A 23,186-nucleotide genomic window follows, 5' to 3' on the forward strand; every position below is an offset into this window, starting at 1 on the left:
GGGCAGGCGTGGGCGCCGCCATGTCATGGCACCAGCGCCGCGCTTTCATAGCGGGGGTAGAAGTGCGTCACGTTGCGTACGTACTCGGCAGGCATGCCGGCCCAGTGGGCATACTCGTCGGCGACCGGCATGGCCAGCACCTCGGCCAGGTCGCGGCCGTCTTCGGCGGCGCGGCGCAGGCGCGCATCGAGCCAGCGCAGGTACTGGCGCGTCTGCGCGATGGCGTCTGCGTGGTCGAGCGCGGGCCCGTGGCTGGGGATCAACACATACCCGTGGTGGCGTGCAACGATGGCTTGCAGGCGATCGAGGCTGGCGAGCCAGCGCGCGATGTCGGCGTGCGGTGTGGTGGGGATGCGGTTGCGGAAGACCAGACCTCCGGCAAAGATCACGCCGCTCGTGTGGTCGATGACGACGAGGTCATCGTCGGTATGCCCATCGAACCGGATCAGCTCGATGCGGTGACGGCCGAACGTGCGCTCGCCGGGCGCCACTGGCAGCGTGGGCGGCGTCGACACGGTGCTCTGCATCCAGTCGCCGCAGAGGCGGTAGAGGTTGTCGGCATATGCGGCGCCTTCACGCTGGGCGCCGGCCATCGTGCCCGGCAGCGCCTGCGCGCCAACATCGGCATACGCCTGGTTGCCGAAGAAGTAGTCTGGGTGCAGATTCAGGTTGAACACCCAGCGCACCGGCGCACGCGTGACGCGGCTGATGGCCTCACGCTGCTGCTCGCCGTACCGCAATGACGGCCCGGTGTTGATCACCATCACACCGTCGCCCGTATCGATGAAGCCCGTGTTGATGATGTTGCAGCCGTTGGCACGGGCGAAGTCGGCGTTGGCGCCTTGCAGCACCCAGACGTCCGGCGCGACCGGTCGCGGGGCGAGGCGATAGTCGAGGTCCTGAGCCTGTGCGCCACCGGCGAGCATTGCAAGGGCCAGCAGCGCGCCGTGCAGTCGTCTCATGGCGTCACCTGTGCGCGGATGCGGTTGCCGTTGTTGTCGACGCCGGCCACGGTGATGCCGCGCGCGGCCGGGCCGTCCAGATCGAACGAGAAGATCGGGTTTTCGGCCACGGGTTCGTACAGCGCAAGCCGCAGCAACGGCTGGCGCCTGCTGTCGAGCAGTTCGAGCCGTTCGATATGGAACGACGGAATGCCCGCCACCAGACCGGTGTCCATGGGATGCATGACGCGCAGGCGGATGCGGCTGCCTGCGCCGCTGAAGCCCGGGAACACGCGTGATTCCACGCGGTTCAGCGTGGTGCTCCAGGTGGCGTTCGCGCGCGTGGCGCCGGGCAGCGTGCAGCCGCCGCCGGTGGCATCGACGACGAGCGTCGCCACATGCCAGACACCATCCGTGGTGCGCGCAGCCACCCGCACGGGCGACGCCTCCTGAAGCTTGAAGCGGAACGAGAGCGCGGGGCGCGCCTGCATCGGCTCGAACTCCAGCACCTTGCGGATCGGGTTGCGATCGACCACGACGACGATGCGGTCCACCTTGCCCAGCGCCGACGCGTCGAAGGCGATGGGCACCTGCATCGGGTCTTCCGCAAACGCGGGGCCGGTGATCGTGATGCGGGTGTCGAAGGTTGCGGGCGCGGTGCCGAGCGCCTCCTGCCGGACCGTCGGCCAGAGCGGCGAGCCGGCAGGGTCGGCGTTGGCGTCGGCGGCCGCCGGCCATGGCAGGCAGGCGGCCATCAGCACGGCGATGCCTCGCGCGATGGCGCAGGCGTTGGCTTGGAGCCTTCTCATCGAGGGTCTGTCCGGTTCAGGTGAACCGGTGCTCCTGCGAAATGCATGCCATGCGCGAGGCGTGTTCGCACGGCACTGCCAGGCCGATGGCCGTTGCGGTTTGCAACAGCCGCTGTTGCATTCTGGAGCACTCCTGGCAGCGCGCAGCAGCGGGTGGGCGATCGCGGGCCGCGCAAACGTCATCCGCGCGACATGGCCCGGCTCTTGCAGAGAAGAGGCAGACACAGCGCAAGCCAAGACGCTGACGTCATCACTCATCCATCAGGAGACAACCCATGCGTTACGCTCATCCCGGCACGCCGGGCGCCATCGTTTCGTTCAAGTCGCGCTATGGCAACTACATCGGCGGCGAGTTTGTCGCGCCGGTCAAGGGCCAGTACTTCACCAACACCACGCCGGTCACGGGCGAGGTGATTGCCGAGTTCCCGCGTTCCACGGCCGAAGACATCGACCGCGCGCTCGACGCCGCGCATGCCGCAGCCGACGCGTGGGGCCGCACGTCGGTGCAGGACCGCTCGCTGATCCTGCTCAGGATTGCCGACCGCATCGAGCAGAACCTTGAAATGCTGGCCGTGACGGAGACGTGGGACAACGGCAAACCCGTGCGCGAAACGCTGAACGCCGACATCCCGCTGGCGGCGGACCATTTCCGCTACTTCGCCGGCTGCATCCGCGCGCAGGAAGGTTCGGCGGCCGAAATCAACGAGCACACCGTGGCGTATCACATCCACGAGCCGCTGGGTGTGGTGGGCCAGATCATCCCGTGGAACTTTCCGCTGCTGATGGCCGCGTGGAAGCTGGCGCCCGCGCTGGCTGCCGGCAACTGCATCGTGCTCAAGCCCGCCGAGCAGACGCCGCTGGGCATCTGCGTGCTGCTGGAACTCATCGGCGATCTGCTGCCGCCCGGCGTGCTCAACGTCGTGCACGGCTACGGCAAGGAGGCCGGCGAGGCGCTCGCCACCAGCAAGCGCATCGCCAAGATCGCCTTTACGGGCTCGACGCCGGTCGGCTCGCACATCATGAAGTGCGCGGCGGAGAACATCATTCCGTCGACGGTGGAGCTGGGTGGCAAATCGCCCAACATCTACTTCGAAGACATCATGCAGGCCGAGCCGAGCTTCATCGAAAAGGCCGCCGAAGGCCTGGTGCTGGGCTTCTTCAACCAGGGCGAGGTGTGCACGTGCCCGTCGCGCGCGCTGGTGCAGGAATCGATCTACAGCCGCTTCATGGACGCAGTGATGACCAAGGTGGCCGCCATCAAGCGCGGCGACCCGCTCGACACAGAAACGATGGTCGGCGCGCAGGCTTCGGAGCAGCAGTTCTACAAGATCCGCAGCTACCTCGAGATCGCGCAGGAAGAGGGCGCCGAATGCCTGGTCGGCGGCGATGTGGAAGTGCTGCCCGGCAACCTCGCCAAGGGCTACTACATCAAGCCGACGCTGCTCAAGGGCGACAACAGCATGCGCGTGTTCCAGGAAGAGATCTTCGGCCCGGTGATTGCCGTGACGACCTTCAAGGACGAGGCGCAGGCCATCCACATCGCCAACGACACCGAGTACGGCCTGGGCGCCGGCGTGTGGACGCGCGACATCAACCGCGCCTACCGCGTGGGCCGCGCCATCAAGGCGGGGCGCGTGTGGACGAACTGCTACCACCTGTATCCCGCGCATGCGGCTTTTGGCGGCTACAAGAAGTCGGGCGTGGGCCGCGAGACCCACAAGATGATGCTCGACCACTATCAGCAGACCAAGAATCTGCTGGTGAGCTACGACACCAAGCCGCTGGGCTTCTTCTGATGGTGTAGCAGGACGGCTGGCGCACGGCCATCGACACCCGTGCGCCGGCCGCTGACCTGCCGGGCAACGACCCGCAGGCAGAGACAAGAGCAAGAGAAGAGGAGACACGGCCATGCGCCAACCCAACGCACTGTCGCGCCGCGTGCGCGCACAGGTGTCTGCCCCATCGCTACTGGTGCCTTGCCACCCATAACCCATGCCATGCCGGGTTGCCCGGTGCATCGTCCGCACACGGGGGCACGGCGACGGAACACTTCGGGAGACACACGGTGCATTCGCGTACCAGCCGCCTGTGCAAGGCCGCGCCCCGCCTGAGCGGTGTGGTGCTCGCGCTCGCTGCCGCGGGCCTTCACTCGGGAGCCTGGGCGGAAGACCAGCTTGTTGCGGTGGCATTGCCTGCGGCCGAGGTCGTGGGTGCCACGCCCATCGACAGCATTGGCGTGCCGCTCTCGCAGTTTCCCGCCAACGCCCAGCGCATCAGCGGCAAGGATGTTCGGGAGCAGCGCGCCTCGAACCTGGCGGACGTGCTGAACGAGAACCTCGGCCAGGTCAGCGTCAGCAACGGCTCCGGCAACCCGTACCAGAACGACGTCAACTACCGCGGCTTCCAGGTGTCGTCGCTGCTGGGCGTGCCGATCGGGCTGTCGGTCTACTTTGACGGCGTGCGGGTGAACGAGCCGTTCGGCTCGATCGTGAACTGGGATCTCATTCCCATGAACGCCGTGTCGAGCGTCAACATCCTGCCCGGCTCCAACCCGATGTTCGGGCTCAACACACTGGGCGGGGCGCTCGTCGTCAACACCAAGACCGGCAAGGACCACCCAGGAACGTCGATCGACGTGCTGGGCGGCTCGTTCGGCCGCAAGGCCGTGAGCTTCGAGACAGGCGGTGTTGACGCGTCGCGTGGCGTCGACTATTTCGCAGCCGGCAACTTCGATAAGCAGAACGGCTTCCGCGACCACTCCGGCTCGGAAGTGAAGCAGCTGTACGGCAAGGTGCGATGGCGCGGCAACGAGGGCGCGACGCAGCTGGAGCTCTCCGCTGCGCTGGCCGATACGTCGCTGAGCGGCACGCAGTCGTTGCCGATGGACATGATGTCCAACCGCAGCGCCGCCTATACGTGGCCCGACACCATCTCGAACCGGATGGCGCTGCTGAACCTGAAAGGCAGCCACTGGCTGAACGACGACAACCAGATCGCGGGCAGCGCCTACTACCGCAAGGCAAGCCTGCGCAACGTCAACAGCAACGCCGAGCTGGACGACGGCTGCTTCAACGATGACGGATCGCTCGCCACATCCACCACGGCCGGCGTCACGGCCAACAGGTGTGCCAACAGGGCGCCCAACGGCACCGCCGCGAATGCCGTGACGGGTGCGAATGCGCTGGCACTCGGCTATGGGCGTTGGACCAGCGCGATCAACACCAGCGTGGTGGACTCGGCCACGCACGAAGACACGGTCGGCGCGTCCATCCAGTGGTCGAACTTCGACAAGCTGGCCGGGCACAAGAATGCGTTCACGCTGGGCGCGGCGTTCGACCATACGCGCATCACGTATGACCAGACCACGTACCTGGCCCGGCTGATCAACTACGAGACCGTGGTCACGCCCAACCAGCAGTACGGCTTCACGGGCAACGGGCTGGCACCGTCGGCATCGAACCCTGCGTCGTTTACGGGCAGCAACGTCATCGGCGCGGTCAACCTGTCGTCCAGCGTCAACAACTTCAGCGCGTACTTCACCGATACGTTCAGCGTGACGAAGCGGCTGAGCGTGACGGCCTTCGGCAGCTTCAACTACACCACGCTCAACCAGGGCGGCGCGAACCGGCGGTACCTGAACGAAGACGGCGGCTATGCGTGGACGGACGACGTATCGGGCGTGTCGTACTACAACCCCGATTACGTCAACGCCTACCGGTATGCCAACACGGGGTCTGGCAGCGCGTCCGCCCCGAACGGCATCCCCGACGGCGCGGTGGCGGGCCCGGAAACCAACAGCCTGGCCGGCTCGCACCACTATCACCGGTTCAACCCGGCGCTGGGCTTCAACTACGACCTCGGCGGGGGGCAGGGCATCTTCGGCAACTACAGCGAATCGATGCGCGCGCCCACCTCGATCGAACTGTCCTGCGCAGACCCGAACAGCCCATGTTCACTGCCCACCGGCTTCAACGGCGACCCGGACCTCAAGGCCGTCGTGGCCAAGACCATCGAACTGGGCGGACGCGGCAAGATCGGCCAGTCGACCTACTGGAGTGCCTCGTTCTACGACTCGCGCCTGAGCGACGACATCCAGTTCATCGCCACGTCCAACACGTACGGCTACTTCGCCAACGTCGGCAAGACGCAGCGCCGAGGGTTCGAACTGGGCGCCAGCACGAAGCTCGACAAATGGACGCTGTCGGCCAACTTCGGCTATGTCGACGCGGTCTACAAATCGGCATTCACGACGGCGACGGGCCAGCACGTCGTGAGCGGCAACCGGATCCCGGGCATCCCGGACAAGACGCTCAAGCTCGGCGCGTCGTATGCGTTCAGCCCGAGCCTGTCAGTGGGCGGCAGCTTGATCCTGGTCGGCAAGCAGGTGGCGCACGGCAACGAGAGCAACACCGACCCGAACGGCACGGTGGCCGGGTATGGCGTCGTCAACCTGAACCTGCACTACAAGCCGACCAAGCATCTCGAGATCTCGGCGTACATCAACAACCTGTTCAACAAGCGCTATTCCACCTACGGCCTGTCGGGCATCACGAGCATCTACACGCTGACCACGCAGCAGTTCGTGACGCCGGCGCCGCCGCGCGCGATCTGGATCGGCCTGACGTACTCGTTTGGCGGCAAGGCTTCCGGCGTCGACAAGGACTGACCCCACAGCACGAACGACCACCATGACTGCGTTGACCTACTACCTCCGCATCGCCACGCTGCTCAGCGTCGGCTGGGTGTCCATCCTGCAGGCGGGCGCCGAGGTGCCGGACCCCGTTGCCTATGTCACGAACCAGGGCGGGGGCGTCACGGTGCTGAACGCGCGCACGTTCAAGCCCGTGGCCGAGATTGCCGTCGGCAAGGACCCGCGCGGGCTTGCCGTCACGCCCGACGGGCGCTGGCTGCTGACCGCGAACCAGGGCAGTGCCGATGTCTCGGTGGTCGATACGGGCACGCGCAAGGAGGTCAAGCGCATCCCGGTCGGCCGGAACGTCGAGTTCATGCGCATGTCCCCCGATGGCCGGCGGGCCTTCGTGACGTACGAGCCTTCGTCCGGTGGCGGGCCGCCCGGCAAGAGTGCGCCCGCGCACAAGCCGGACGACGACGCACCCGCGGAAGTCGCCGTCATCGACGTCGGTCAATGGACGGTGGTCGGACGCATCAAGGCCGCGCGCGAGACCGAGGCCATCGAGTTCTCGCCCGACGGCAAGCGGCTGCTGGTGGCCAACGAGGGCGACGACACGGTCGGCATCTACAACCTCGCCACGCTCGAGAAGATGCAGTCGATCGACGTGTCGCCGTTCGGCAACCGGCCGCGCGGCATCAAGATCTCGCCCGACGCAAAGGCCTACGTGGTGACGCTCGAGAACTCGAACAACCTGTTGGTGCTCGACGCGGCGCTCAAGCCGGTCAAGACGATACCGACCGAGCGCGGCCCCTACGGTGTCGCGTTTGACCGTGCAGGCCGTTACCTGTGGGTGGCGGCAAGCCGCGCCGATCTGCTGCAGGTGTTCGACGCCCGCACGCTTGCACCCGTGGGCGCGATTCCCGTCGGCAAGCGCTGCTGGCATTTCAGCTTCACGCCGGACGACCGGGCGCTGCTGCTGGCGTGCGGACGCTCGAACAGCGTGCAGGTCATCGACCCGGGCCGGCGGGAGGTGGCCGAGACGCTACAAGGCTACAAGCTGCCCTGGGGCGTGGTGACGTTTCCGAGTTCCATGGGGAGCCTCGATGCGCCGCGCTGACAGACGGACCGGCATGCTGATGCGCGGCGTGACCGGCACCTACACGCACACGCAGATGGTCCTGCACTGGGTGAGCGCGTTGCTGCTGCTGTCCTTGTTTTCGCTCGGCTATTACATGACAGGCCTGCCCAAGGGCGCGCCGGGAAAAGGGCAGTGGGTCAACCTGCATAAATCGCTGGGGCTGACTGCCGCGCTGGTGATCGCATGGCGCGTGGTCGTGCGGCTTCACCGGCCCGCGCCGGCCCCGCTCGCGGGGCTGCGTTGCTGGGAGGCGGAGCTCGCGCGCATCACACATCGCCTGCTCTACATGTGCATGGTGGTCATGCCGCTCTCGGGCTACCTGGGGTCTTCGTTCAACCAGTATGGGACGCGCTTGTGGGGCATCCCGCTGCCGCGCTGGGGCCGGGTCGACAGTGCGTTGCAGCACCTGTTCTACACGCTGCACGGCATGACGGCCTATCTGCTGCTCGGCCTGGTCGTGTTGCACGTGGCGGCGGTGGTCAAGCACCAATGGTTCGACGCACAGCGATGCCTGCAACGCATGCTGCCGCGGCGGCACGAGCATGCGCCATAGGCGGCCGCAACGGTTGCACAGTTGCGCTGTTCCATTTCGCAACAGAACAAACCATGTGTTCAAGCGTGGCACGCAACAGCGCTGCGGCACGGCTTGCAACACGCGGTTTCCCGGTGTTTCCCGATGGCACGGGATTTGCCCTGGGTTCTGCCGGTGTGACATCACACTGCCGGACCTGGACCACAAAGAAAGAGGTAGAGGAGATAAGAATGAGGACACTACGAGTGATCGCGCTTGCAGCTGCCGTGGTAGCGGCAAGCCTTGCGGCGCATGCGGCGACGCCCCCCGTCACGGACGCCATGATCGACAACGACGCCAAATCCCCCGGCGACGTGCTCAGCTGGGGCATGGGCCCGCAAGGGCAGCGCTACTCGACGCTGACCAAGATCAACACGAAGAACGTCAGCCAGCTCGTGCCGGCGTGGTCGTTCTCGTTTGGCGGCGAAAAGCAGCGCGGGCAGGAAGCGCAGCCGGTCATCCACAACGGCAAGATGTTCGTGACCGCGTCGTACTCGCGCATCTACGCCATTGACCTGAAGACCGGCCAGAAGCTGTGGAAGTACGAGCAGCGCCTGCCTGAGGGCATCATGCCGTGCTGTGACGTGGTCAACCGCGGTGCGGCGCTGTATGACAACCTCGTCATCTTCGGCACCCTCGATGCGCAGCTGATCGCGCTTGACCAGGACACCGGCAAGGTCGTGTGGAAGGAGAAGATCGACGATTATGCGGCCGGCTACTCCTACACCGCCGCCCCCCTCATCGTGAAAGGCATGGTGCTGACCGGCGTCTCGGGCGGCGAGTTCGGCGTGGTGGGCCGCGTGGAAGCGCGCGATGCCAAGACGGGCCGGTTGATCTGGACCCGCCCGACCGTCGAAGGCCACATGGGCTACAAGTACGACAAGGACGGCAACAAGGTCGAGAACGGCATGACCGGCACGCTCAACGCCAGTTGGCCGGGCGAGACCTGGAAGACCGGCGGCGCATCGACGTGGCTGGGCGGCACGTATGACCCGCAGACGGGGCTGGCCTACTTCGGCACCGGCAACCCCGGGCCGTGGAACAGCCACATCCGCAAGGGCGACAACCTGTATTCGTCTTCCACGCTGGCCATCGATCCCGACAGCGGCAAGATCGTCTGGCACTACCAGAACACCCCCAACGACGGCTGGGATTTCGACGGCGTGAACGAGTTCGTGACGTTCGACATGGACGGCCGCCGCGTGGGCGGCAAGGCCGACCGCAACGGCTTCTTCTACGTCAACGACGCGAAGACGGGCAAGCTGCTCAACGCCTTCCCGTTCGTGAAGGTGAACTGGGCCACCGGCATCGACCTCAAGACGGGGCGCCCGAACTACTCGCCCGACCATCGCCCTGGGGATCCGGCTGCCGCCACCGGTGAAGACAAGAAGGGCAAGTCGGTATTCGCCGCACCCGGCTTCCTCGGCGGCAAGAACCAGATGCCGATGGCCTACAGCCCGCAGACCGGCCTCTTCTACGTGCCGGCCAACGAATGGGGCATGGACATCTGGAACGAGCCGATCAGCTACAAGAAGGGCGCGGCGTACCTGGGTGCCGGCTTCACCATCAAGCCGCTCAATGACGATTACATCGGCGCGCTGCGGGCGATCAATCCGAAGACCGGCAAGGTCGAATGGCAGATCAAGAACGGCGCGCCGCTGTGGGGCGGGGTGATGACGACCGCCGGCGGCCTGGTGTTCTGGGGCACGCCCGAAGGCTACCTGAAGGCGGCGGACGCGAAGACCGGCAAGGAGCTGTGGAAATTCCAGACCGGCAGCGGCATCGTGGCGCCGCCCGTCACGTGGGAGGACAACGGCGAACAGTTCGTGGCCGTCGTCTCGGGTTGGGGTGGCGCAGTGCCGCTGTGGGGCGGGGAAGTGGCCAAGCGCGTGAACTTCCTGGAACAGGGCGGTTCGGTCTGGGTATTCAAGCTGCACAAGAGCTGACGTGCATTGCCGATTGCCGCGCGCCCGTAGCGGCGCGCGGCGTCTGCGGCTTCATGGAGTATTCGAACGTGATTACGCGCAATGGAGTGTTTTCGCTGCTCGCCCTCGCGGCTGCAGCCCTCGGTGCGGCGCCCGCGCATGCGGCGCCCGACATGCAGGCCCTGGCGGAGAAGAGCGGCTGCTTTTCGTGCCACAGCATGAAGACCAAGGTGGTCGGCCCGGCGTTTGCCGACGTGGCCGCCAAGTACAAGGGCGATGCCGACGCGCCCGCCAAACTCGCGCAGAAAGTGCGTGAAGGCGGCAAGGGTGTGTGGGGCCGCATCCCCATGCCACCGCATCCGAACCTCAAGGACGACGAGGCCAGGCAGCTCGTGGCATGGATTCTGAACGGGGGTTCCTGACCTGCGTTCGCCAGCACGCTGGGCCGGCGTCATCCGGCCCATTTTTGTCGCTATGCCCGTGTCAGGCGGCGCGAGTTGGCGTCGGTACGGAAGAGGATCGGGACTTCACCAGTGCGGGCGTCGCGCATCTGGCCGAAGCCGTTCACCGCGGCCATCCGGCCTTGCAGTACCACCTTCTGCAGCGCGCCGTGATCGGCGGATTTTCCGCACACCGGATCGGTGCGGGTCGCATCGCCCGTGAGCAGATAGCTCTGGCAGCGGCAGCCGCCGAAGTCTTCTTCGCGCGCGTCGCACGACTGGCAGGGCTCGGGCATCCAATGCGTGCCACGAAAGCGCTGGAAGGCATCGCTGGTCTGCCAGATCTCACGCAGCGGCTGCTGCAGAACGTTGGGCAGCGCGAGCCCCGGCAGCATGCGTGCCGAATGACAGGGCAATGCCACGCCATCAGGCGCAATCCCCAGGAACGTCGTGCCCCAGCCATTCATGCATTTCTTCGGGCGCTGCTCGAAGTAATCGGGCACCACGTAGAGCAACTGGCATCGGTTGCCGATGCGTGTGCGGTAGTCGTTGACCACGGCTTCCGCCTCCCGCAGCTGCTCGAGCGTGGGCATCAGCGCGAGGCGGTTTTCCCACGCCCAGCCGTAGTACTGCGTGTTCGCCAGCTCCAGGTATTCGGCGCCGATCTCCAGCGCCATGTCGATGATGGCGCCCACGTGCGGCAGGTTGTGCCGGTGCATCACGCAGTTCATCACCATCGGGTAGCCGTGCGCCTTGATGAGCCCGGCGATGCGGCGCTTGAGGTCAAACGTGCGCGTGCTCGACAGGAAGTCGTTGAGCTCCCGCGTGGAATCCTGGAACGACAGCTGGATGTGGTCGAGCCCCGCTGCGCGCAACGCACCAAGGCGCTGGTCCGTCAGGCCCACCCCCGAGGTGACGAGGTTCACGTAGAAGCCGAGGCCATGCGCGTGCGCCACCAGCGTCTCCAGGTCCTTGCGCAGGAGCGGCTCGCCGCCGGAGAGGCCCAGCTGCACCGCGCCCAGCGCCCGTGCCTGCGTGAGGACATCGCACCATTGCGCGGTACTCAGCTCAAGGTCGTGCCGCGTGTAGTCGACCGGGTTGGAACAGAACGCGCAATGCAGCGGGCAGCGATAGGTCAGCTCGGCCAGCAGCCACAGCGGCGGCCCCGGCATGGGAGGCGCAGCCGGCATCAGCAGCGATTCGGCCTCAAACGAGCCAGCCGCGTTCGAAGGCATGTTTGACAAAGGCGTGGACCTCCGGCGCGATGCCCTGCACCCCAAAGGCAGACTGCAGGTCATCGATGAGCATGTCGAGGGTGTGGGCGCCGTCGCAGCGCTGCAGGATTGCGGCGGCGCTGTCGTTCAGGGTCACCATGCCCTCGGGATACAGCAGCACCCAGCTCTGCTGCGCGTCTTCCCATTGCAGGCGGAAGGTGCGGTGCAGCGTCGGGCAGAGCGGGTCAGACACGGGTAGCGTCATGGGCGTGGGCTTGTTGAATGGCATCGAGCATCGACCACAGGATGTCGAGCTTGAATTGCAGGATGTCGAGTGCACGCTGCTGTTGCTCGGGCGTGCGGAAATACGCCAGTGTCACGCGCAGGCCATGTTCGACGTCGCGCGAGGCCAGCGGAATGCGCGATCGGAAGTACGCCAGCCCCTCGGGCTGCACCCACGGGTAGTGCTCCGGCCAGCCGGCCAGCCGCTCCTTGTGGATGTCGGGCGCGAACATCTCCGTGAGCGATGAGCACACGGCCTCCTGCCAGGGCGCGCGCCTGGCGAAATTGACGTACGCATCCACGGCAAAGCGCACACCCGGCAGCAGATGTCGGTGGTCCCACAGCGCCTCGCGCGTGAGGCCAACGGCCTCGCCCAGCCGCACCCAGCTCTCGATGCCGCCGGGCTGCGTGTCATTGCCGTCGTGGTCGTGGATGCGCACGATCCACTCGCGGCGCGTTTCGCGGTCGGGGCAGTTCGAGAGGATGGCCGCGTCCTTGAGCGGGATGTTGACCTGGTAGTAGAACCGGTTGGCCACCCAGGTGCGGATCTCTTCGGGCGTGCACTCGCCGGCGCGCATGCGGCGGTTGAACGGATGGTGGATGTGGTAGCCGGCCTGCTTGGCGCGCAGGCGCGCTTCAAATTCTTCGGCGGTCCACGCAACGGGGTGCGTCATAGCCGGATCTCCATGCCGTCGTAGGCCACCTCGATGCCATGCGCCTCCAGCTCGCGGCGTTGCGGCGAGTCTTCGTCGAGGATGGGGTTGGTGTTGTTGATGTGGATGAGGATCTTGCGCGTGGCCGGCAACGTGTCGAGCGTCTCGATCATGCCGCCAGGCCCCGATTGCGCCAGGTGTCCCATGTCGGCCGCCGTCTTGGTGGAGAAGCCGAGCATGCGCATCTCGTCGTCGGTCCAGCACGTGCCGTCCACGAGCACCACGTCGGCGGCGCCGAGTTCATCGAGCACGTGCGGTTCGATGCAGGCCAGGCCCGGCGCATAGAAGGCCCGCTTGCGGCTCTTGCGGTCGACGATGCGCAGGCCGATGTTGTCGCCGGTGCGGCGCGCGTTGCGGCTGGGCGAGTACGGCGGCGCCTTGCTCTGCAGCGGTATGGCGGTCAACGCGACGTCTTCCAGCGGCGGGATGGAGAACGCCGTGCCGTCCAGCGGCAGCACGCGCGTATCGAGCCCGCAGTAGTGCGACAGCATGCGCGTGAGCGGGAACGCGGTCGACAGGTCGCTCAGCACCGCGGCCGAGGCATACACGGGCAGCGCCTGCTGGTGCTCGCGCAGCATCAGCAGACCGGTCACGTGATCGATCTGGGCGTCCATCAGCACGACGCTGACGATGCCGGTGTCGCGCGGCGCGCGCGCCGGCTGCAGCGCGGGGCTGTTGCGCAGCTGCGCGAGGATGTCGGGCGACGCGTTCACCACGATCCAGTGGTGCGCATCGTCGCCGAGCGCGATGGACGATTGCGTGCGCGCCGTCGCGCGGATCGTGCCGCGCCGCACGCCGTCACAGTTGCGGCAGTTGCAGTTCCACTGCGGGAAACCGCCGCCGGCGGCCGAGCCAAGAACCCTGAGTGTCGTCATGATGCAGAACCTGCGTGATGGGCGGATCGAGCAAGAAGCCGGCCAGGTGATGGCGCAGAGAAAAGAAGCCCGCCGTGGAACGTCGGCGGGCCCGCAGAGCGCTGTGTCTTCAGTCGCCTTGCATCAGCGATTGGCGATGTACATCGTGATCTCGAAACCCAGTCGCAGTTCGGTGTAGGCGGGCGTCGTCCAGTTCATGTCTCCTCCTAGAGGGTTGGCATAGTTAGTGAATGCAAGGGCTTGCTGTGCGGCGGGCGCAGGCCTGTTGCCCGACGCCGCCGCAGCGTGTGAAAGGCAACATCCATGCCCGCTTCTGCCTGGCCCGACGAGACGATCCGGTTTGACCTGCGCACCCCGGATGCCCACCGCTTGCACGTGCGGCAATGCGGCCCGCAGCACGGCGAGCCGTGGCTCGTGCTGCATGGCGGGCCGGGCAGTGGCTGCCAGCCCGCCATGGCGGCGTGGTTCGACCCGCTGCGGCATCGCGTCGTGCTGCCGGACCAGCGCGGCGCAGGGCATTCGGCGCCCGCCGGCACGCGCCGCCGCAACACCGTCCCCGCGCTGCTCGCCGACCTGGAGCAGTTGCGCAAGACACTTGGCATCGAGCGCTGGGGCGTGGTCGGCGGGTCGTGGGGCGCGGCGCTTGCCGTGGCCTACGCCGATCGCTTTCCGCAGGCCGTGTCGGCGTTGGTTCTGCGCGGCACGTTCCTCACCGGCTTCGATGATGTGCAGGCGCTGTTCAACGCGCGCGGCGCGGGGCGGGCGCTGCTGCGCGGCACCCGCCGCATGGGGCAGGGCCTGCCGGGGGCGCGCGGGCGGCTCGTTGTTGCGTCCCGACTGTTGCAGCGTGGGACACCTGTTCAGAAATTGAACATTGCCGCGCAGTGGCAGCAGGCGGAGCGCCGTCTGCTGAGGTTGCCGCCCGCGCGGCGGGCCAGGCCGGCACAGCAGAAGCAGATGGACACGCTGCGCAAGTACCAGATCCAGGCGCACTACCTGATGCGCCGTGCCGGCTTGGGCAAACCAGCCCTGCTTGCGGCGGCGGCGCGCATCGGCGCACGCGGGCTTCCGGTGACGCTGCTGCATGGGCAGGACGACAACGTTTGCAGGCCGGCCAACGCGCGGCGCGTGCAGGCCGTCATACCGCAGGCAAGGCTGGTGTGGGTGCCGGGCGGACACCTGGCAGTCGGCAAGATGGTGCAGGCGCTGCGGGCGGCCATCCGCAGCGCGGGCGGTTCAGTCGCTGCGCGCCAAGCCGCCGGCCTCGTCGATCTTGCGGTAGACCGTGTTGCGTGAAATACCCAGCGCCTTGGCCGCCGCCGAGATATTGCCGTTGTGCGCCTTCACTGCCGCCAGGATCGCCATGGTTTCGACATCGGCCAGGCGCGTGGGCTGCGTGCCCGCTTCAGCGACAGGCGCGGGCGATGCCGGCGCCGCGGCGGCATTCGTGGGGGCCGCCGGTGTGCCGTGCCGCGCGTGCCAGTCTTCAAGAAAATCGTCGGGCAGGTGGTCTTCGGTAATTTCCGGCGCCCCCTCGGCCATCAGGCAGGCGGTGCGCAGCAGGTTGCTGAGCTGGCGGATGTTGCCGGGCCAGTGGTAGCTGCGGAACATCTGCGCCACCGATGCGCTGAGCGGCGGCGCGCCGGCCTGGTCCTGCTGCAGCAGCTTGTTGGCCACCGCGTCGAGGTCGCTGCGCTCGCGCAATGCCGGCAGGCGCACCACCAGGCCGTTGAGGCGGTAGTACAGGTCTTCGCGAAACTGTCCGCTGGCGACCATCTCGCGCATGTTGCGGTGGGTCGCGCACACGACCGCCACGTCCACCTGGACGAGCTTGCTGCTGCCCAGCGGCGATACCGCACGCTCCTGCAGCGCGCGCAGCAGCCGGGCCTGCAGGTGCAGCGGCATGTCGCCGATCTCATCGAGGAACAGCGTGCCGCCATTGGCCAGCACCATCTTGCCGATGCCGCCTTTCTTGCGTGCGCCGGTGAAGGCGCCTTCTTCGTAGCCGAACAGTTCCGACTCGATGAGCGCTTCCGGGATCGACGCGCAGTTGACGGCGACGAACGGGCCGGCGTGGCGCGGGCTGTCGGCGTGGATGGCGCGCGCCAGCAGCTCCTTGCCGGTGCCGGTCTCGCCCAGCACCATGATCGTGATGTCCTTGCCGATGACCTTGCGCAGCTTGCCGATGACGCTTTTGATCTGCGCGTCGCCCGTGTCCAGCGCGTCGAGGCTTGCCGCCTGGCGCGCTGGCTCGGCGTAGGCCCGGCGTGCCGAGGCGGTATTGCGCGCACCGGTGGCATCGTTCTCGAGGGCGCCCGTTGCGATCGGGCTGCCCGGCCGTTTCCATTCGACACGGGCGAACACCTTGACGCCGCTGGGCAGCTGCAATTGCACGACGCCCGCCGGCGCGCGGCGCGCCGCGTCCATCAACTGCGACATCGACAGCCCGAACAGCGACGAGAAGGTATGCGCGTGCAATGACCGGATCGACAGCCCGAGCTGGAACTCCCCGCTGCGGTTGGCCGACAGGAACCGCCCCGCCGGCGTGAATGCCGCGATGCCCTCGACCAGCGTGCCGATGAACTCCGGACGCGAATGAAAGTGGATGCAGACGACGTCCTGGAACGCGTTGGCAAACAGGTGGTTCTCGATCATCTGGGCCGACATCCGCACCAGCGCCATGGTGTGCTTGTGGAAACCGCGATGGTCGCCCGTGACGTCGAGCGCACCCACCGTCTTGCCGTACGGGTCGAAGATCGGCGCGCACGAGCACGTCAGGAACCGGTTGGCTTCGAGGTAATGGTCGGCGCCGTGGACGAGCGTGGGCTTGCTCTCGGCCAGGGCGGTGCCGATGGCATTGGTGCCGCGGCTTTCTTCCGACCACGACGCGCCGGGCTGCAGGGCGACCTTGCTGGCCTTCGCGAGGAAGTCGTCGTCCCCGAGCGAATGCAGGATCAGGCCCGACGTATCGGTCAGGATCACCATGCTCTGCGTGTTCACGATCTGGCTGTAGAGCGTCTCCATGACCGGCAGCGCGTGCGTGAACAGCGATTGGCTGCGCTCGATCTGCGTCCTCAGCTCGCTTTGCTGGACCGGGCAGAAATCGGGCGATTCATACCGGCGCAGGCCATACGACTTCGAGCGCTCGTGCGCTTGGGCGATCAGCTCGGGCTGATCATGTTCCGGCGTTTCACCGGGCGTGGCGGGGGCACTGTCGGAGGCGCGCTGGGCGGCTGCCGCGGGGTGGGTCATGGTTGTCTCCTTGAAGTCGCCCGCCATCTGTGAGCGGGTCGCCCGGCTTGCGGTGGTCGGCATGCCGGAAGTGTTGCGCCATGAAGCAAAACGCTTGCCAGCGTGTTGCATTCCTGAGCACCCGTGTCATGCGCGCTGTGGCGTCGGGCGCAAGCCCGTTTGCGATGCCGCCTGTGCGGATCGCCGCGTCAGCACCTTGGTATGGCTTTTGCAGAAATGTCTCCAAAACGCATTTCCACAACACACAGGAGACACTCTTGAAAACGCCACGCAACGTGTTCGCGCTGCTTTCCGCCTGCGCGCTTCTGGCCGGGGGACTGCCCGCCACCGCCACCGCCCACGGCGACGTGACACCGCAGGCCGTGGACACGCACACCTTACCGCAACTCGGCGCCGACTGGCGTCAGGACAATCCATACCGCACGGGGCCCGCGCACGACGAGGCGCAGCGCATCGGTTCGTCTGCGTACAACCAGAACTGCGCGCGCTGCCACGGTCTGGAGGCCATCTCCGGCGGCATCGCCCCCGACCTGCGCAAGCTCGATACCGACTGCATGTCGCTGGCCGACGCCAAGAAGAAGGAGGCCTGCTACGCCGAGGTTTCGCAGTACTTCACGGCGACGGTGCGCAAGGGGCGCACCCGCGACGGCCGCGTCTACATGCCGCCGTTTGAAGGCGTGCTGAGCCAGGAAGCCGTCTGGGCCATCAAGACGTATCTCGAATCGCGCCGCGTCAAAGACTGAGGCCTGGCCGCCCGCCGGCGTGCCCGGCGGTGCACCGGCGCCCACCTGCCAGGAGAAGCCCATGAGCCCCCGTCCGTTGCTGGACATAGGACGCGTCTGCCGCCGCCTTGTCGGCCTGTGCGTTGCCGTGGCCGCCGTTTTCGCGGCCGCCGCGCCGGCGCACGCCGACATGGCGAAGATCCGCGCGAGCGGCAGCCTGAAGATCGCGCTGTACAAGGGGTTGCCGCCGTTCTCGGGCAACGTCGGCGACCAGTTCGAGGGGATCGACGTAGCGCTGGCCCGTGCGCTGAGCAGGCAGATGGGCTTGTCGACCGCCTTGCTGCCGTTTGACGCCAGCGACGACAGCATGTCGGACGATCTGCGCAACATGGTGTGGCGCGGACACTACCTCGGCTATGGCCCGGCCGACGTCATGCTGCACGTGCCGGTGGACCCCGCCTTCATCCGGGAGAACCCGCAGGTGCTGATCTTCGCGCCGTATCACCGCGAGGAGTTCGTGCTCGCGTACGACCGTGAACGCATCCCGCAGGTCAGCCGGTTCGACGATCTCGTGGGCCAGGCCACCGGTGCCGAGGGCGGCTCGGCCGGCGCCAATGCGTTGCTCTCCACCGGCCAGGGGCTGCTGCGCGACAAGGTGAAGATCTACGCCGACGCCGATGCGGCATTGCGTGCGTTGTTCTCGGGCGAGATCGTCGCAGCCATGGTGACACGCGCGCAGTATGAAAGCGCGCTCAAGGCACAGGGCCAGCCTGCCGCGCGTTTTGCCGTCACGCAGCTTCAGTCGCCGCTGCTGCCTGCGCGCGGGTGGGCGATCGGGATGGCGGTGAAGGCGGATCAGCGCGCCCTGGCGCAGGCGCTGGAAGAGGCGCTGAACGCATTGCGCGCGAGTGGCGAACTACAGCGCATCTTTGCGCAGTACGGCGTGTCGATGGTCGCGCCATAGGCGGCACCATGTCGACGTATCCGGCCAATTGGCAGTGCGGACTGCAATCGGCGGCCAGTTCGCGCGCTACAGCTTCTCGCTTGCGGCGTGCTTGGACGGCAACGCACTCACGTTGTCGTCGAACGGGGAGTCGACTGGCAGTTTGGAGAAGTGGTGGATCTTGGGCGCATGCGAGTCGTCGGCCTGCGCGTCGTGCGGCTCGATGAACGACATGGCCGTGCGCCGCTTGATCGCGTGCGGCTCGCGTGCCTGCGATTCACGCCACAGCTCGGCAGTGAACTTCAGCCCTGCGCGCAGCGCATGCGCGCTTTCCTGCTTGCCCTTGCGCTGGTCCGATACGCGCTCGATGCCCTTCTTGACGACGTCTTCCAGGAACGTGATGCGCGCGCGGTAATAGTCGGCGTGCATCTGCGCGTCGAGCACGCGCTGCTCTGCCTGGTACAGCTCCATGCGCAACTCGCTCAGCGCGCGCTCGGCCTGCTTTTCGGGAGAGGGAGCATGGTTCAAGGCCCAGTTTGCAATCCACCGCAACATGGTCAAGCCCTCCTGTCTTGCGGGCGTGTCGGTTTCATGACGGACACCGCTCGCCGCCCACGCGCCGATCGGGTTGATCGCCGCTTGCAGAACAGACTATCAAAAAAGCGAGATCACTTGCGCTAGTCCAGGTGCATGCCTGTTGCGAAAAGGAAGCATGGTCCGTTTGGGTGAGATGCACGCTGCGCAACTTCTGGTGTGATGTCCGGATTGGCTCGCGTAAAACCGTTGCCGAGGCAAGCCGCGGCGTGCGTTGCGCAAGCGATTGCGCCGCGTGGGCGCACACGTGCGACGGGGAATTCAGCGGAAGCGGTACGTCAGCGACGCCATCGCCGTGGTCTGCTGGCGGCGCTGCGTGATGGGGCTGCCTGCCGCATCGCCGCGCAGCCGCGCAACCGTCACCGAGCCGTTGGCCGTCCAGCGGTCGTCGAGCTTGCAGCTGACGATGGCGTTGACGTGCAGGTCGCGCACGCCGGCATGCGTCACGAAGACAGGCAAGCCCGAACGCGCGCTCTGCCCATCGTCCACGCCAAAGAACGTGCGCATGTACTGGCCGTTCGTCCAGGACACGCCCGTGCCGAGGCTGAACAGCCAGCGGCCGACCGGCGCACTCGCGTAGGCATCGGCATTGGCGATCAACCCTTGGCGATTGCCAAGAATGTCCTGCTCCGCATCGGTGGACAGCGTGAGGAACGACACTGTGACCTGCGCGAACGCCTTCGCGCGCACCGTGGCGTTGACATTGCCGAGGCCATTCAGCCGCGCGTCGTCATGCGCATGGCGCCACGTCGGGTCGAACTGGAAGTTGCCGCCCACCTGCCACGTGTCGTTGTTGGCGAGGTACACGCCGGCAAAGTCCATCCCCTTGGAAAAGAACCGATGCTTGTACTCGATCTCCTGATCGATCCACGGAAACACGAAGCTCGATTTCGCGCCCGGATATCTGGGCGACACGTAGACCGCCGGGCCGACGGCCACGCTCCAGTCGGATGAAGGCGCATCCGCCACCGAGGCCCGCGCGGATGTCGCGCACAGCGATGCGGTCACGAGGCAGGCAGGCAACGCAGAGGATGCGAGACGACGCAGCATGGGAAGGGCGCGAGCAGAAGTGGAGGGCGCGCCATTGTAGAGCACCGATGCGGCCGCGCGCGCCAATGGAAAACGCCGGGCGAGCCCGGCGTTCCTGACGGCAAAGCGAGCCTTATTGCTTGGCCGGCTCGGCGGCCTTCGGGGCCGATGCTGCGTCGGTCTTGGCTTCCGACTTGGCGGCAGCCCTGGCCTTCTGGTGTGCGTGGTGCTTCTTCTTGGCGTGCTTGGTGTCGGCCTTCGGCGCGGAGGCCGTATCAGCTGCCGCAGCCGTGGCGGCCGGAGCCGAAGCAGGTGCGGCGGCCGGTGCGGACGCGGTGCCAGCTGCGAACACCGGGGCTGCGAAGGCACCGGCAACGATCAGGGCGGCCAGGGATTGAGCGACTTTCATGTGAGACTCCTTGAGCGGAACAAGCGGGATAGTGGCGGGACTCCAGATACATGGATCTCGTCCCATTTGCGATCCATGTCTCCAAAAACGCCCCGCATTGCGGCCGCGATGACCGCCGTTTGTAAGCGTTCTTCCCGCGGTGTAAGCGGGCGTAACGGCGCACTGGCCCTCGGTGCTGCGCAGCGCTTCTCCCGGCGGCCTGCAAAATCGCGCTAAAGTGGCTTGACTTAGAGTGCGCTCTAACTCCTAAGCTGCGTTCATGACCACTTTCCTGACCATCGCCCAAGTTGCCGAGGCTACGGGCCTGTCGACGCACACGCTGCGCTATTACGAGCGCATCGGGCTGCTCGACACCGTGCAGCGGCGCGATAACGGCCATCGCGTGTTCCGTGCGCAAGACATGTCGTGGCTCGCGTTCGTGCTGCGCCTGCGCGACACCGGAATGCCGATTGCGCGGATGCGGCAGTACGCGGCGCTGCGGCGGCAGGGCGATACCCTGGAGAGTGTGTCGGCGCGCCGGCGCCTGCTGGAAGAGCATGCGGCGGCGCTGGAAGCGGAGCTGCGTGCCCGGGCCGAAACGTTGGCCGTGCTGCGCGCGAAGCTCGTCGTCTACGACGACATCCGGGCCCGGATCGAAGGCGCGGATGATGTGGGCGGCTCCCCTTCCCCATCTCGCCAACCTAAACGCCAATTGAGAGGAAGCGCATGACCCCGATCACCCGCATCGCAGACGCCGCACCGCAGGCCGCACACCAAGCCAACCCGCAGAACGACCGCTACGCCCGGGGCTGGCAAAAGCTCAAGGAGGTCGATGATGTGGCCGGCGAACGCGTGGTCGAGGCCATGGCCGACATCTCACCCGATCTCGGCCGCTATATCGTCGAATTCGGCTTTGGCGACATCTACAGCCGTGCCGGCCTGACGCTGCGCGAGCGCGAGATCGCCACCATCGCCGCGCTCACGGCGATGGGCAACGCGACGCCGCAGCTGAAGGTGCACATCGCGGCAGGGCTGAACGTGGGCCTCACGCGAAATGAGATCACCGAGACGATCCTGCAGATGGCGCTATATGCCGGCTTTCCGGCGGCGCTCAACGGCATGTTTGCCGCCAAGGAGGTGTTTGCCGATCACGATGCCGATGCCGCCGCGCCGGCGGGCGGGTCGATGCGGCGCGAGACGAGCAGCTGATCGATGCGGTGGTTGTCGATGTCGAGCACTTCAATGTGCAGCGGCCCGATGTCGACCGTCTCGCTCTTCTTCGGAATGCGCTTGAGCGCATAGATGACCAGCCCGGCAAGCGTTTCGACATGATGTTCGCCGGGCAGGTCGTCCAGGTCGAACGCGCGCTTGACGTCGCCCAGCGGCGTGACGCCGTCGATCAGGCACGAGCCGTCGTCGCGGCGCACGATCTGTTCGTCTTCGCCGAGGTAGAGGATGTCGCCCATCACCGCGCCGACGATGTCATCGAGCGTGACCACGCCCACCACCAGCCCGTATTCGTTCACCACCGCGCCAAAGCGCTCGTGCATCTCGCGAAAGCGCGTGAGCGCCTGCGACAGGTTCAGCGTGTCGGGCAGCACCAGCAGGTTCTTGTCATAGTGCTTGCCGAGGTTGCGGATCACGGCCGACGACTCTTCCGAGAGGATTTGCTGCAGGATGTCCTTGGACGCGATGAAGCCGAGCACGGAATCGATATCGTCGCGGCAGACGAGGTATTCCGCGTGCGGCTGCGCGATGATCTTCTTCTTGATGGATTCCAGCGGCTCGTCCACCGTGAAATAGACGACCTCGTCGCGCACCGTCATCACCGAGGTGATGGTGCGCGACTCCAGCTCGAACACGTTCTCGATCACGGCAAGCTCGTGCTTGCGCAGCACGCCGGCCTCGGCCCCCGCGCCCACCATGGCAGTGATGTCTTCCGTGGTGATCTGCTCCACCCGCTGCGTGGGCACCCCCAACAGCTTCAGGAACACGTCGGCCGTGCCGTTAAACAGCCAGACGATGGGCCGCAGCACCCGCAGGCATGTCTGCATGGGACCGATGATGCCCATGGCGCAGCGCTCGGGGTAGAGCACCGCCAGGCGCTTGGGCAGCAGGTCGGCAAACAGGATGAACAGCCCCGTGACGATGATGAAGCCGGCAATGTTGGCAATGCGTTCGGCGCGCCCGGCCGGCAGCCAGTCGCCCAGCCATGCCGCCAGCGGCGCGGACACCTGGCTGTCACCGATGATGCCGGCGAGGATGGCGACGGCATTCACGCCGATCTGCACCACTGTAAAGAAGTTTCCTGGCATGTCCTTCAGCTGCAGCACGCGCAGGGCGCGGTTGTCGCCGTCGTCGGCCAGGGTTTGCAGGCGCGTACGGCGCGAGGCCGTCAGGGCAATCTCGGAGGCAGAGAAGAAGGCGCTGATCAGCATCAGCGCAACAAGCGTGAAGGCAGACATGATGTGGGGGCGGGCGGCGCTGCAGCATGGCCCGCTCGGGCGGAATGTGGCTCCGGCTCATCATGGTGCAGCGCCGATTGGTTTGTCAAACCGCTCCCAACGATGCAGCGCTGGCGACAATGCAAACAATTGTCTATGTCAAAGAGGGGGGTGCGGTCAACAAAAAAGTGGTTTGCCCGGTGCCCGCACCATCGGCGATACTTGCGCTCTCGGACATACTGTCTCGATAAGCCTTGCGGGGCCTGCATCTTG

The 23,186-nt window shown here is 66.5% G+C and carries 23 protein-coding genes; 11 read left to right on the top strand and 12 right to left on the bottom strand.

The window, feature by feature from the left end; all coding sequences use genetic code 11:
* Positions 1-23: 23 nt before the first annotated feature.
* Both KHN96_RS10290 and KHN96_RS10295 read right to left on the bottom strand, forming a co-directional pair.
* Positions 24-962 (bottom strand): quinoprotein relay system zinc metallohydrolase 1, encoded by a 939-nt coding sequence (locus tag KHN96_RS10290; protein WP_045787401.1) that lies wholly within the window; start codon positions 960-962, stop codon positions 24-26.
* Positions 959-1,696, bottom strand: a complete 738-nt coding sequence (locus KHN96_RS10295) for a quinoprotein dehydrogenase-associated SoxYZ-like carrier (RefSeq protein WP_099050677.1) — start codon at positions 1,694-1,696, stop codon at positions 959-961. Before KHN96_RS10295 ends, KHN96_RS10290 begins: the two co-directional genes overlap by 4 nt.
* Positions 1,697-2,025: 329 nt before the next feature.
* On the opposite strand from KHN96_RS10295, the gene exaC reads away from it, so the two are divergent.
* The 6 genes from exaC (at position 2,026) to KHN96_RS10325 (ending at position 10,439) form a co-directional block, all read left to right on the top strand.
* The gene (gene exaC, locus KHN96_RS10300) at positions 2,026-3,546 is read left to right on the top strand and encodes an acetaldehyde dehydrogenase ExaC (RefSeq protein ID WP_045787399.1); all 1,521 of its coding nucleotides are present in this window, start codon (positions 2,026-2,028) and stop codon (positions 3,544-3,546) included.
* Between the two features lie 269 nt (positions 3,547-3,815).
* Positions 3,816-6,416, top strand: coding sequence for a TonB-dependent receptor domain-containing protein (locus tag KHN96_RS10305; protein WP_115043860.1), 2,601 nt, complete (start codon positions 3,816-3,818; stop codon positions 6,414-6,416).
* Between the two features lie 22 nt (positions 6,417-6,438).
* Entirely contained in the window at positions 6,439-7,500 is a 1,062-nt protein-coding gene (locus KHN96_RS10310; RefSeq protein ID WP_045787397.1) for a beta-propeller fold lactonase family protein, read from the top strand.
* Positions 7,487-8,074, top strand: a complete 588-nt coding sequence (locus KHN96_RS10315) for a cytochrome b (RefSeq protein ID WP_238587559.1) — start codon at positions 7,487-7,489, stop codon at positions 8,072-8,074. Before KHN96_RS10310 ends, KHN96_RS10315 begins: the two co-directional genes overlap by 14 nt.
* Before the next feature lie 209 nt (positions 8,075-8,283).
* Positions 8,284-10,038, top strand: a complete 1,755-nt coding sequence (locus tag KHN96_RS10320; protein ID WP_045787395.1) for a PQQ-dependent methanol/ethanol family dehydrogenase — start codon at positions 8,284-8,286, stop codon at positions 10,036-10,038.
* Between the two features lie 53 nt (positions 10,039-10,091).
* A complete protein-coding gene (locus KHN96_RS10325) occupies positions 10,092-10,439 on the top strand; it encodes a c-type cytochrome (protein WP_373994651.1) in 348 nt (115 codons plus the stop codon).
* Positions 10,440-10,489: 50 nt separating this feature from the next.
* Here KHN96_RS10325 and pqqE read toward each other — a convergent pair whose 3' ends face one another.
* The 5 genes from pqqE to pqqA form a co-directional block, all read right to left on the bottom strand.
* Entirely contained in the window at positions 10,490-11,692 is a 1,203-nt protein-coding gene (gene pqqE, locus KHN96_RS10330) for a pyrroloquinoline quinone biosynthesis protein PqqE (RefSeq protein WP_045787394.1), read from the bottom strand.
* Positions 11,664-11,936, bottom strand: a complete 273-nt coding sequence (gene pqqD / locus KHN96_RS10335) for a pyrroloquinoline quinone biosynthesis peptide chaperone PqqD (RefSeq protein ID WP_045787393.1) — start codon at positions 11,934-11,936, stop codon at positions 11,664-11,666. Before pqqD ends, pqqE begins: the two co-directional genes overlap by 29 nt.
* On the bottom strand, positions 11,917-12,627 hold the full coding sequence (pqqC, locus tag KHN96_RS10340) for a pyrroloquinoline-quinone synthase PqqC (RefSeq protein WP_045787392.1): 711 nt from the start codon (positions 12,625-12,627) through the stop codon (positions 11,917-11,919). The genes pqqD and pqqC overlap by 20 nt, the downstream gene beginning before the upstream one ends.
* Positions 12,624-13,541, bottom strand: coding sequence for a pyrroloquinoline quinone biosynthesis protein PqqB (gene pqqB, locus KHN96_RS10345; protein WP_045787391.1), 918 nt, complete (start codon positions 13,539-13,541; stop codon positions 12,624-12,626). Before pqqB ends, pqqC begins: the two co-directional genes overlap by 4 nt.
* A 123-nt stretch (positions 13,542-13,664) precedes the next feature.
* Complete coding sequence (gene pqqA, locus KHN96_RS10350) at positions 13,665-13,739, bottom strand: pyrroloquinoline quinone precursor peptide PqqA (RefSeq protein ID WP_009277446.1); 75 nt, start codon at positions 13,737-13,739, stop codon at positions 13,665-13,667.
* Between the two features lie 105 nt (positions 13,740-13,844).
* On the opposite strand from pqqA, the gene KHN96_RS10355 reads away from it, so the two are divergent.
* Positions 13,845-14,837 (top strand): alpha/beta fold hydrolase, encoded by a 993-nt coding sequence (locus tag KHN96_RS10355; protein WP_045787389.1) that lies wholly within the window; start codon positions 13,845-13,847, stop codon positions 14,835-14,837.
* Here the strand turns inward: KHN96_RS10355 and KHN96_RS10360 are convergent.
* Positions 14,778-16,793, bottom strand: coding sequence for a sigma-54-dependent Fis family transcriptional regulator (locus KHN96_RS10360; RefSeq protein WP_045787911.1), 2,016 nt, complete (start codon positions 16,791-16,793; stop codon positions 14,778-14,780). The genes KHN96_RS10355 and KHN96_RS10360 overlap by 60 nt on opposite strands.
* Positions 16,794-17,050: 257 nt before the next feature.
* Here KHN96_RS10360 and pedF point away from each other — a divergent pair, with 257 nt between their 5' ends.
* Positions 17,051-17,536, top strand: a complete 486-nt coding sequence (gene pedF, locus KHN96_RS10365) for a cytochrome c-550 PedF (protein ID WP_045787388.1) — start codon at positions 17,051-17,053, stop codon at positions 17,534-17,536.
* A 61-nt stretch (positions 17,537-17,597) separates the two neighbouring features.
* Positions 17,598-18,479, top strand: a complete 882-nt coding sequence (locus KHN96_RS10370; protein ID WP_045787387.1) for a substrate-binding periplasmic protein — start codon at positions 17,598-17,600, stop codon at positions 18,477-18,479.
* A 66-nt stretch (positions 18,480-18,545) separates the two neighbouring features.
* On the opposite strand, the gene KHN96_RS10375 is transcribed toward KHN96_RS10370, so the two are convergent.
* The 3 genes from KHN96_RS10375 to KHN96_RS10385 form a co-directional block, all read right to left on the bottom strand.
* On the bottom strand, positions 18,546-18,986 hold the full coding sequence (locus tag KHN96_RS10375; protein WP_233902585.1) for a hypothetical protein: 441 nt from the start codon (positions 18,984-18,986) through the stop codon (positions 18,546-18,548).
* Positions 18,987-19,313: 327 nt separating this feature from the next.
* A complete protein-coding gene (locus tag KHN96_RS10380; protein WP_045787385.1) occupies positions 19,314-20,102 on the bottom strand; it encodes a MipA/OmpV family protein in 789 nt (262 codons plus the stop codon).
* 112 nt (positions 20,103-20,214) lie between these two features.
* Positions 20,215-20,490: a hypothetical protein gene (locus KHN96_RS10385; protein WP_045787384.1), complete on the bottom strand. Its 276-nt coding sequence runs from the start codon at positions 20,488-20,490 to the stop codon at positions 20,215-20,217.
* A 259-nt stretch (positions 20,491-20,749) separates the two neighbouring features.
* Here KHN96_RS10385 and KHN96_RS10390 point away from each other — a divergent pair, with 259 nt between their 5' ends.
* The gene (locus KHN96_RS10390; RefSeq protein WP_244855861.1) at positions 20,750-21,199 is read left to right on the top strand and encodes a MerR family transcriptional regulator; all 450 of its coding nucleotides are present in this window, start codon (positions 20,750-20,752) and stop codon (positions 21,197-21,199) included.
* Positions 21,196-21,678 carry a carboxymuconolactone decarboxylase family protein gene (locus KHN96_RS10395; RefSeq protein WP_045787382.1) on the top strand — a complete coding sequence of 161 codons (483 nt, stop codon included), beginning with the start codon at positions 21,196-21,198 and terminating at the stop codon, positions 21,676-21,678. Before KHN96_RS10390 ends, KHN96_RS10395 begins: the two co-directional genes overlap by 4 nt.
* Here the strand turns inward: KHN96_RS10395 and paeA are convergent.
* Complete coding sequence (gene paeA / locus KHN96_RS10400; RefSeq protein ID WP_045787381.1) at positions 21,618-22,934, bottom strand: polyamine export protein PaeA; 1,317 nt, start codon at positions 22,932-22,934, stop codon at positions 21,618-21,620. The genes KHN96_RS10395 and paeA overlap by 61 nt on opposite strands.
* Positions 22,935-23,186: the final 252 nt, after the last annotated feature.

This window comes from Ralstonia mannitolilytica (assembly GCF_905397375.1).
In the GTDB taxonomy this organism is placed as follows: domain Bacteria; phylum Pseudomonadota; class Gammaproteobacteria; order Burkholderiales; family Burkholderiaceae; genus Ralstonia; species Ralstonia mannitolilytica.

What these genes read in the sequence shown, in the direction of transcription:
- KHN96_RS10325 (WP_373994651.1), top strand. Translation starts at nt 10,092, where the DNA reads ATGGAGTATTCGAACGTGATTACGCGCAATGGAGTGTTTTCGCTGCTC.
- KHN96_RS10295 (WP_099050677.1), bottom strand. Translation starts at nt 1,696, where the DNA reads ATGGCCGCCTGCCTGCCATGGCCGGCGGCCGCCGACGCCAACGCCGAC.
- KHN96_RS10355 (WP_045787389.1), top strand. Translation starts at nt 13,845, where the DNA reads ATGCCCGCTTCTGCCTGGCCCGACGAGACGATCCGGTTTGACCTGCGC.
- KHN96_RS10315 (WP_238587559.1), top strand. Translation starts at nt 7,487, where the DNA reads ATGCGCCGCGCTGACAGACGGACCGGCATGCTGATGCGCGGCGTGACC.
- pqqE (WP_045787394.1), bottom strand. Translation starts at nt 11,692, where the DNA reads ATGCCTTCGAACGCGGCTGGCTCGTTTGAGGCCGAATCGCTGCTGATG.
- KHN96_RS10370 (WP_045787387.1), top strand. Translation starts at nt 17,598, where the DNA reads ATGAGCCCCCGTCCGTTGCTGGACATAGGACGCGTCTGCCGCCGCCTT.
- KHN96_RS10395 (WP_045787382.1), top strand. Translation starts at nt 21,196, where the DNA reads ATGACCCCGATCACCCGCATCGCAGACGCCGCACCGCAGGCCGCACAC.
- KHN96_RS10290 (WP_045787401.1), bottom strand. Translation starts at nt 962, where the DNA reads ATGAGACGACTGCACGGCGCGCTGCTGGCCCTTGCAATGCTCGCCGGT.
- KHN96_RS10380 (WP_045787385.1), bottom strand. Translation starts at nt 20,102, where the DNA reads ATGCTGCGTCGTCTCGCATCCTCTGCGTTGCCTGCCTGCCTCGTGACC.
- paeA (WP_045787381.1), bottom strand. Translation starts at nt 22,934, where the DNA reads ATGTCTGCCTTCACGCTTGTTGCGCTGATGCTGATCAGCGCCTTCTTC.
- KHN96_RS10390 (WP_244855861.1), top strand. Translation starts at nt 20,750, where the DNA reads ATGACCACTTTCCTGACCATCGCCCAAGTTGCCGAGGCTACGGGCCTG.
- exaC (WP_045787399.1), top strand. Translation starts at nt 2,026, where the DNA reads ATGCGTTACGCTCATCCCGGCACGCCGGGCGCCATCGTTTCGTTCAAG.
- KHN96_RS10320 (WP_045787395.1), top strand. Translation starts at nt 8,284, where the DNA reads ATGAGGACACTACGAGTGATCGCGCTTGCAGCTGCCGTGGTAGCGGCA.
- pqqB (WP_045787391.1), bottom strand. Translation starts at nt 13,541, where the DNA reads ATGACGACACTCAGGGTTCTTGGCTCGGCCGCCGGCGGCGGTTTCCCG.
- pqqD (WP_045787393.1), bottom strand. Translation starts at nt 11,936, where the DNA reads ATGACGCTACCCGTGTCTGACCCGCTCTGCCCGACGCTGCACCGCACC.
- KHN96_RS10360 (WP_045787911.1), bottom strand. Translation starts at nt 16,793, where the DNA reads ATGACCCACCCCGCGGCAGCCGCCCAGCGCGCCTCCGACAGTGCCCCC.
- KHN96_RS10310 (WP_045787397.1), top strand. Translation starts at nt 6,439, where the DNA reads ATGACTGCGTTGACCTACTACCTCCGCATCGCCACGCTGCTCAGCGTC.
- pqqC (WP_045787392.1), bottom strand. Translation starts at nt 12,627, where the DNA reads ATGACGCACCCCGTTGCGTGGACCGCCGAAGAATTTGAAGCGCGCCTG.
- KHN96_RS10385 (WP_045787384.1), bottom strand. Translation starts at nt 20,490, where the DNA reads ATGAAAGTCGCTCAATCCCTGGCCGCCCTGATCGTTGCCGGTGCCTTC.